The organism is Mycobacterium sp. (assembly GCF_049281135.1).
Taxonomy (GTDB): Bacteria; Actinomycetota; Actinomycetes; order Mycobacteriales; family Mycobacteriaceae; genus Mycobacterium.
In genome coordinates this window covers 1-6,794 of sequence record NZ_JBAPRN010000645.1, presented here as the reverse complement: position 1 = coordinate 6,794, position 6,794 = coordinate 1, and the positions used below count along the sequence as shown (strand labels likewise).

Annotated in this window: 7 protein-coding genes and 1 pseudogene; 2 read left to right on the top strand and 6 right to left on the bottom strand. The window is 65.6% G+C overall.

The genetic code is table 11. From position 1 onward, the window contains the following. From WAN02_RS25430 to WAN02_RS25420, 3 genes and pseudogenes are all read right to left on the bottom strand, one after another. Positions 1–244, bottom strand: a pseudogene (locus WAN02_RS25430) (hypothetical protein); the annotation flags it as partial. Between the two features lie 184 nt (positions 245–428). Then, positions 429–848 (bottom strand): cytochrome c oxidase subunit 4, encoded by a 420-nt coding sequence (locus tag WAN02_RS25425; RefSeq protein ID WP_325687241.1) that lies wholly within the window; start codon positions 846–848, stop codon positions 429–431. Positions 849–856: 8 nt separating this feature from the next. Then, entirely contained in the window at positions 857–1,933 is a 1,077-nt protein-coding gene (locus WAN02_RS25420) for a cytochrome c oxidase subunit II (protein ID WP_422267601.1), read from the bottom strand. Positions 1,934–2,129: 196 nt separating this feature from the next. On the opposite strand from WAN02_RS25420, the gene asnB reads away from it, so the two are divergent. After that, the gene (gene asnB, locus WAN02_RS25415) at positions 2,130–4,079 is read left to right on the top strand and encodes an asparagine synthase (glutamine-hydrolyzing) (RefSeq protein ID WP_422267599.1); all 1,950 of its coding nucleotides are present in this window, start codon (positions 2,130–2,132) and stop codon (positions 4,077–4,079) included. An 84-nt stretch (positions 4,080–4,163) separates the two neighbouring features. Here the strand turns inward: asnB and WAN02_RS25410 are convergent, their stop codons facing one another. After that, entirely contained in the window at positions 4,164–5,141 is a 978-nt protein-coding gene (locus tag WAN02_RS25410) for a carbohydrate kinase family protein (RefSeq protein ID WP_422267597.1), read from the bottom strand. Positions 5,142–5,304: 163 nt separating this feature from the next. Here WAN02_RS25410 and WAN02_RS25405 point away from each other — a divergent pair, with 163 nt between their 5' ends. Continuing rightward, positions 5,305–5,946 (top strand): hypothetical protein, encoded by a 642-nt coding sequence (locus WAN02_RS25405; RefSeq protein WP_422267595.1) that lies wholly within the window; start codon positions 5,305–5,307, stop codon positions 5,944–5,946. Between the two features lie 16 nt (positions 5,947–5,962). Here the strand turns inward: WAN02_RS25405 and WAN02_RS25400 are convergent, their stop codons facing one another. Further along, positions 5,963–6,322 (bottom strand): iron-sulfur cluster assembly accessory protein, encoded by a 360-nt coding sequence (locus tag WAN02_RS25400; protein ID WP_422267593.1) that lies wholly within the window; start codon positions 6,320–6,322, stop codon positions 5,963–5,965. A gap of 61 nt (positions 6,323–6,383) precedes the next feature. Further along, a partial coding sequence (locus WAN02_RS25395) for a glycerate kinase (RefSeq protein WP_422267591.1) occupies positions 6,384–6,794 on the bottom strand: 411 nt, incomplete at its 5' end.

Genomic DNA, 6,794 nt, shown 5'->3' with positions numbered 1-6,794 from the left:
TGTCGTAGTCGTAGAGATCGAGGTTCGCGGGTACGTAAGGTCCGCTGCTGATGTGTTCGGACTCCGGGGCCGAATACGCCCGCGAATAGACGTCGGTCTGACCGGTCTGGCCTTCAGCGTCGGCCTCCCCCGCGCCGGCACCGAATTCGGTGTCTGCGCCGTCAGATTCGCCGCCGCCTTGGCTGGGCTCGACGCCGGGTTCCAGTTGTTCGGACTCTGGTCCTGGTGGGTTCGGCCCGCTCATGATCGTCTGTCCTGTTCGACTACTTCATCGGCGTACGCAGCACGACGGTTGAGTTGTTGAACGCGCGCCCCGATTTTCCTCATTGTGCCTCGGCAAACCCTACCCAACCGGATCTCGCATGACATTCTGGGCGACCCGGTCACGGATCAACTGACGCCCTGATTGTGACCTTTGCCGGCGCCGGCTAGTGCTTCTCGGGCCCCACGTAGTACTCGAAGACCAGCCCGGCCGCCGAACTCAGGATGAACACAACACCGGCGCCGATCAGCCACGGTAGCCACAGTGCGATGCCGACGGCCGCCACCGAACCCGACAGTGCGATCAGGATCGGCCACCAGCTGTGTGGGCTGAAGAAGCCCAGTTCTCCTGCGCCGTCACTGATCTCAGCACCCTCGTAGTCCTCGGGCCGGGTGTCGAGGCGACGGGCCACGAAGCGGAAGAATGTCGCGATGATCAACGCCATTCCGCTGGTCAGCGCCAGGGCCGTGGTGCCGGCCCACTCAATGCCACCGGTGGCGAACAGGCTGGTCAGAATGCCGTAAAGGATCGTGCAGAAGACGAAGAACGCCGCGATGAACTCGAACAGCCTGGCTTCGATGTGCATGGGTTCCCCTACTTGCTCGCTTGCGGCGCCAACTCGCCCCGGCGGGTGTCGAACGGGTGCGTAGTGACCGCGAGCGGAGACTGCGCGATGCCCTCCAACGCCTGGGCGTTGGTCTTTCCGGCGGCCCGTTGCAGCAGGTACGCCTTGAAGTCGTTGGGCTGAACCACCCGGACCTCGAAGTTCATCATCGAGTGGTAGGTCCCGCACATCTCCGCGCAGCGACCCACGAATGCCCCAGTCCGGTTGATCTGCTCGACCTGGAAGACGTTGACCGAGTGGTTGGCCGCGGGGTCGGGCATCACGTCACGCTTGAACAGGAACTCCGGCACCCAGAAACCGTGGATCACATCCGCCGACGCGAGCTGGAACTCGATCCGCTTGCCGGCCGGCAACACCAGAACCGGGATCTCCGTGCTGGTGCCTACGGTCTCGACCTTGTCGAAGTTGAGGTAGGTGCGGTCCTCGGTGTTCAGCCCGCGGACCGGGCCGACAAGTTCCTCCCCGCGGGAGTCTTTGCCCTCGGGCTTGGACACCATCGCCGCTTTGCGGGCCGCGTCGGCTCCGTCGTACTTGAGCGTGCCGTCCTTGAAATCGACCTTCTGGTAGCCGAACTTCCAGTTCCACTGGAACGAGGTGACGTCGACGACGACCTCGGGATCCGACGCCAGGTGCAGCATCTTCTCCTGCACCACCACGGTGAAATAGAACAGCACCGAGATGATCAGGAACGGTGTCACGGTGAGCACCAGCTCCAACGGCATGTTGTAGCCGAATTGGCGGGGCAGTTCGGTGTCGGTGGCCTTGTGCCGGTGGAACGCAATCGCCCAGAACATCAAGCCCCACACGAGCACACCGACCACCAGCGACGCGATCACCGCGCCGATCCACAGCTGCCGGTTCCAGTCGCCCTCTGTGGTGATGCCCCGGGGCCAGCCGAGCGCGAATGCGTCCGACCAACTGCATCCACTCAGGCTCACCGCCAGCAAGCCCAGCATGCCGGCCAGCACTGGCAGCCGAAGCCGGCGAAGCCCTGCCGAACGGCTCTTCAACAAGCCCTGCGAACAGCCTGGCCCGCGAGATGTCACGGTCGCGCCTCCCTGATTCACAAGCTGGGCCGACAACGCGCATCCCCCGGTCAAGGGGACTGTCGGCTGACTCGCACGTCGAATACTACGCAGCGTAGACCACGCACGCAGCGCAGCCATGCGGAGCCCCGCCGGCCGTCGCGATCGCGTCGTGCGGCCTCCAGGGGCCGCCCAGTTTGGGGCATACTGAGCGGCGATGTGTGGACTGTTGGCCTTCGTGGCTGCCGTGGCCGGCGCCGAGCCGCCGAGCAGCGGGCACGCCACGGCCGAGGCCGTCGCGCAGGCGTCACACCTGATGCGCCACCGTGGGCCCGACGAACCGGGCACCTGGGTCGACCCGGCCGGGACCGTCGTATTCGGTTTCAACCGGCTGTCGATCATCGACATCGCCCATTCGCATCAACCGCTGCGCTGGGGTCCGCCGGAGAGCCCCGACCGCTACGAGTTGGTGTTCAACGGTGAGATCTACAACTACCTCGAGTTGCGCGCCGAGCTCGCCGAGCGGCACGGCGCGGTTTTCGCCACCGACGGCGACGGGGAGGCCATCGTCGCCGCGTACCACTATTGGGGCGCCGATGCCCTGACGCGACTACGGGGCATGTTCGCCTTCGCGCTATGGGACACCGTGACCGGCGAATTGTTCTGTGCCCGAGATCCTTTCGGTATCAAGCCGTTGTTCATGGCCACCGGGACCGGTGGCACCGCAGTGGCCAGCGAGAAGAAATGCCTGCTGGAACTGGCCGACCTGGTGGGATTCGACACCACCATCGACGATCGTGCCGTGCAGCACTACATAGTGCTGCAGTACGTGCCCGAACCCGAGACGCTGCATCGGGGCGTGCGCCGGCTGGAATCGGGCTGCTACGCGCGGATCCGTCCCGGCCAGGTGCCGCAGACCACCCGCTATTTCGTGCCGCGCTTCCAGGTGACACCGATCCCGCGTGGTGGCGAACAGACCCGCTATGACGAGATCACCGCGGTCCTGGAGGACTCGGTGGCCAAGCACATGCGCGCCGACGTCACGGTCGGTGCGTTTCTGTCCGGCGGCATCGACTCGACCGCGATCGCGGCGCTGGCCATTCGGCACAACCCGCGGCTGATCACCTTCACCACCGGCTTCGAACGAGAGGGCTTCTCCGAGGTCGACGTCGCGGTCGCATCGGCTGAGGCGATCGGCGCGCGCCACATCGCCAAGGTGGTAGCTCCCGATGAGTTCGTCGCCGCGCTGCCCGAGATCGTCTGGTACCTCGACGAACCGGTGGCCGACCCCGCGCTGGTGCCGCTGTTCTTCGTGGCCCGTGAGGCGCGCAAGCACGTCAAAGTAGTGCTGTCCGGCGAGGGCGCCGACGAGCTGTTCGGCGGCTACACCATCTATCGGGAACCGTTGTCGCTCAAGCCTTTCGATTACCTGCCGCGACCGCTTCGGCGCTCGATGGGAACGTTGTCCAAACCCCTGCCGGACGGCATGCGCGGCAAAAGCCTGCTGCACCGCGGGTCGCTCACCCTCGAGCAGCGTTACTACAGCAATGCCCGCAGCTTCTCCGACGCGCAACTGCGCGACGTGCTGGCCAGATTCCGGCCAGAATGGACCCACACCGACATCACCGCCCCGATTTACGCAGAGTCCGCCGGCTGGGACCCGGTGGCGCGCATGCAACACGTCGACCTGTTCACCTGGTTGCGCGGCGACATTCTGGTCAAGGCCGACAAGATGACGATGGCCAACTCGCTGGAACTGCGGGTCCCGTTCCTGGATCCCGAAGTGTTCGCGGTCGCCTCCCGGTTGCCGGTCGACGCCAAGATCACCCGCACCACGACCAAGTACGCGCTGCGCCGCGCACTGGAACCGATCGTCCCGCCGCATGTGCTCAACCGGCCGAAACTGGGCTTCCCGGTACCGATTCGGCATTGGCTGCGGGCCGGCCCGCTGCTGGAGTGGGCGCATGAAATGGTGAACGCATCGGCCACCGACAACCTAATCGATGCATCGGCTGTTCGGCGAATGTTAGACGAACACCGTTGCGGCACAGCCGATCACAGCCGCAGGCTGTGGACCGTACTGATTTTCATGCTGTGGCACGCGATCTTCGTCGAACACAGTGTGGTGCCGCAGATCAGCGAGCCGCAGTATCCCGTGCAGCTCTAGATACGGTCACTTCTCCGCCGAGACTTCATCCACTGCGGCGGGCGTCGGCGTGTCGTCGCAACTGGTTCAGTGTCGCGGTGGCCGCTAGGTGAGCACGGTGGCGATTTCGGCGGCAGCGTCGTCGCCGTAGGCGTCGGCCAGCCGGGTCTTGGCGGCCGCGGCATCCCACGTCCACTCCTGAGTGCCGGTCGACTCCAGCACCAGCACCGCGACCAGGGAACCTAGTTGCGCCGAGCGCTCCAGGCTGAGCCCGCCACTGCGCCCGGTCAGGAAGCCGGCGCGGAAGGCGTCGCCGACGCCGGTGGGGTCGGTGAGGCTGGTCTCCGGAACCACACCGACGTGCACGGTACTGCCGTCGCGGTCGACGATGTCGACGCCTTTGGCTCCCAGCGTGGTGACCCGCAGGCCGACCTTGCCCATCACGTCAGCTTCTGACCAGCCGGTCTTCGACTGCAGCAATTCCCACTCGTAGTCGTTGGTGAACAAATACTCCGCGCCGTCGACAAGCTTGTCGATCTCCTCGCCGGACAGCCGGGGCAGCTGCTGGGACGGGTCGGCAGCGAAGGGTAGGCCGAGCTTGCGGCACTCCTTGGTGTGCACCACCATCGCGTCGGGGTCATTGGCCCCGATGATCACCAGATCCGGCTTGCCGATCGACGACACGAGGTCCGCGAGCTTGATGTTGCGGGCCTCGGACATCGCGCCCGGATAGAACGACGCAATCTGGGCCATGTCCTGATCGGTGGTGCAGACGAAACGCGCCGTGTGCGCAGATTTCGAGATCAGCACGTGGTCGGTGTTGACGCCGTGCGACTGAAGCCATTTGCCATAATCCCCGACGAAATCGTCACCGGCGGCCCCCACCAAAGCCACGTCGCCACCGAGCACTCCGATGGCGAAGGCGATGTTTCCGGCCACTCCGCCGCGGTGGATCACCAGGTCGTCGACCAGGAAGCTCAGCGACACCTTCTGCAGGTGTTCGGCCAGCAGGTGTTCGGAGAACCGACCCGGAAACCGCATCAAATTGTCAGTGGCAATAGAACCGGTTACCACGATCGTCACGAAATTCCACCCCTTCAATTCAAAAGTTCGGCTAGCTAAGCGTACCGGTGGCCGTGGTCGGCTTCGCACCGCGGGCCGACGCCCGCTAGCCTCCGTAGGAGAACCCAGCGGCGGCCTGACTCGTCCGAGGTCCTGCGACCTTGCTATCCGAGGAGATCCACTTATGCCCGGTCCGTATTCGTCGGACCATCGTTCGGGCGCCGACGGAATACCGTTCTCCGACACCCATCCCAGCGAACCCATCCCCACGCCACCCGCCTACCCGCCGGTCGCCGCCTATCCAGGGTCGTTGCCGCGATCGACGCCCTATCCCAAACCGCACCGCCGTCGACTCTGGTTCATCGCCGCCACGGTGGCGTTGCTGGTAGTGGCCGGGGCGGCGGCGGCCATCGTGTACGGGTCGCGCAGCGCTCCCAAACCCCCAGCCGGCGCATTCTCCGACGCCACGGCCACGTCGGCGATTCAGGGTTACCTGGACGCCCTCGAGCACCGCGACACCGAGACCATCGCCCGCAACTCGCTGTGCGGTATCTACGACGCGGTGCGAGACCGGCGATCCGATCAGGCGCTGGCCAAGCTCAGCAGCGATGCGTTTCGCAAGCAGTTCTCCGAAGCGAAGGTGACGTCGATCGACAAGATCGTGTACTGGTCGGACTACCAGGCCCAGGTGTTGTTCAGCATGCGGGTCCAGGCACCCAACGGCAGCAGCGCCCGCAGTCAGATTCAGGGCGTCGCACAGCTGCTGAGCCAGCACAACCAGATTCTGGTGTGCTCGTACGTGCAGCGCACCGCGGGCGAATACTAGCGGCGCTGACCGAGCGTCAGTTGAACGAGTCGCCGCAGGCGCAGGAGCCGCTGGCGTTCGGGTTGTCGATGGTGAAACCCTGCTTCTCGATGGTGTCGACGAAGTCGATGGAAGCGCCCTGGACGTACGGCGCGCTCATCCGGTCGACGGTCAACGTCACACCGCCGAAGTCGGCGGTGAGGTCGCCATCGAGCGCGCGGTCGTCGAAGAACAGGTTGTAGCGCAGGCCCGCGCATCCCCCGGGCTGGACGGCGATCCGCAGCGACAGGTCGTCGCGCCCCTCCTGATCCAGCAGTGATTTTGCTTTGGCTGCCGCGGCATCCGTCAAGATCACGCCGTGCGTGGTGGCGGTGGTCGACTCGTCCTGAACAGTCATTGCTTCTCCCTGTAAGTACTCGTGTCCGGATGGGGTCGCTTGAGCGATACAACCCATCCCCTCAAAGGTACCTTGTTGTGCCGCTATTCCCGAGTCGTGCCGCGACCTGTGCGGCCAGCCCCATCAGCTGGTTGGGGGCGTCAGCCAGGGCCAGCCGCACCGAACCGGCGTAGTCGGACACCGCACAGGCCGCCAGAATGCCCGCCCCGTGAACGGCCGGCTCGTCCAGAGTCACCTGGCCGGCCAGCACCAGCACCGGCACCTGCGCCGATCGCGCCGCCGCGGCCAGCGCGCCGACCACCTTGCCGCGCAGGGACTGTTCGTCGAATTTGCCCTCACCGGTGATCACGAGATCGACGACGGCCAGGTCACCGGCCAACTCGGTGTGCTCGGCGATGATCGACGCCCCCGACTCGCACCGCCCGCCCAGCGCGAGCAGCGCCGCACCGATCCCGCCCGCGGCCCCGGCGCC